Origin of the sequence: Methanosarcina baikalica (genome assembly GCF_031461075.1) — an archaeon.
Classification (GTDB): domain Archaea; phylum Halobacteriota; class Methanosarcinia; order Methanosarcinales; family Methanosarcinaceae; genus Methanosarcina; species Methanosarcina baikalica.
Genome location: NZ_JAVKPK010000142.1, coordinates 1 through 1,577, shown reverse-complemented (window position 1 = coordinate 1,577; position 1,577 = coordinate 1). Strand labels below are relative to the sequence as shown.

The window sequence follows — 1,577 nt, the reverse complement described above, 5'->3', positions numbered from 1 at the left end:
TATCAAAGATGAGTTCTTTTATGATCAGTATAAAAAGAGAGCTGAATGTGAAAAGATACATGGACATATTAAGGGTACAGTAAAATTCGATGTCAGAAGAGTGAGAAATGAGAGTAGAAAACTCTACTCTCTATTAAGTTTCATAGCATATCAACTGCTGGTGCTTACAGAAATTCAAAATAAAGTTGGAAATAAGAATTCATTTGGGAGGTACTTTTAAAAACGGTGTCAAATTAGATAAGGGATTTTAAGAGCTAATTTGAGATCCTAATATTATATTTTGGTATTCTTACCGATTGGGTTTTTAAACATTGCGTGGATATTATTAGGATTAAAACCGGTTAATATATAACCCAAATCTCACGACATATATAAATAATAAATTCTTTTTGCAATAATGTTTAGTATAGGAGGAATGTTTTTTTCCATAAAAACGCTCTCTGTAAAAATACTCGGAGAAAAACAAGTTACCTGCCGAATGCAGGTAGAAATGAAAGAACCCCGATTTTCAGGGCATATAAAGGGAACCATATTTACTCGATTGTTTCTATTCTCTTTCTTGACAAAGAGCTTTCTGATTTCCTCTGGCATCCAGCTAGGTCTATTTTAGGGGGCTTCTACAAGGTGTTTTCATGTCTTGAAAACGTGCATCTTTTTTGTCCCGCGTGTTCTCTGATGCGGATAATCTCCGGTTTGGATTTAGTTCCTTCGCTCCGGTTCGCAGCTTTCAGAGCAGCGGGACAAGGTTGTTTTCCAGTCAAAACTCCGTGCTCATTGCCATCTTCATCTCGCAAAACAAAATTTTTCATGTCGGATATAAAGATCACCTTGAAAAACCCGAGAAACCTAATCCTTTTATATTAATTACTTCAATACGTTAAAAGGGGATATAGCATGGTAGAATTTGAGTTAGACGATTCTGGGGTGTATCGGAATACCAAAGTTTTCGATCAACTTATTAAATTTGTGAAAGAGAATTGGGGAAACGATAGGGTTATTTTCAGACATTTTGAAGATTTAGTTAGTGTTGATCTTACAGGATGGTTCAGATGGGACGAAGAGAATGAAATTTCGGTAGGTATCGAACTGAATGAATCCAGTGACCACAACTACGACGAAATAATCTTCTACGACAAAAACAACGAAGATATAACCATATTTTCAGTAATGAGAGAGCCTACCACCTGATGTGCAATATAGGCTTAGTAGGCAAAGCTTGGGCAACCTTATATGTTTTGGACAACATGAGAAAAGCAGTTAAACCACCTATAATTGCAGTAGCAACCAAATAGACGATTTTGTCCGCGAGTTACTGAAAACAGTGAGCACAAAAATTTATCTTTATTCTTTTTCCAAACATGGGGGTTGTGTCCGTTTTTTCAGATTTAATCAATTACTTACAAACAAGCCCATAAAATGAGGAAAATGCATGTGTGGTCACATACCAACATCTCTTCATTAATCAGAAACGCTAAAAGTTTTAATGTTTCCTACATTCGGCAGGTCGACATTTAATTTCAATCATTTTTGATGATAGCGATTTTGAAATGATGCTCCATAATCGTGTGCAGTTGTTA

The 1,577-nt window shown here is 35.6% G+C and carries 1 protein-coding gene and 2 pseudogenes; 2 read left to right on the top strand and 1 reads right to left on the bottom strand.

Features of this window, described 5'->3' with window-relative positions; all coding sequences use genetic code 11:
* Window positions 1-220 (top strand): annotated as a pseudogene (locus RG963_RS16420) (ISNCY family transposase); the annotation flags it as partial.
* Window positions 221-609: 389 nt separating this feature from the next.
* Here RG963_RS16420 and RG963_RS16415 read toward each other — a convergent pair.
* Window positions 610-818 (bottom strand): annotated as a pseudogene (locus tag RG963_RS16415) (non-histone chromosomal MC1 family protein); the annotation flags it as partial.
* Between the two features lie 76 nt (window positions 819-894).
* Here RG963_RS16415 and RG963_RS16410 point away from each other — a divergent pair.
* Window positions 895-1,188, top strand: a complete 294-nt coding sequence (locus tag RG963_RS16410; protein WP_310577351.1) for a hypothetical protein — start codon at window positions 895-897, stop codon at window positions 1,186-1,188.
* The last annotated feature ends 389 nt before the right edge of the window (window positions 1,189-1,577 follow it).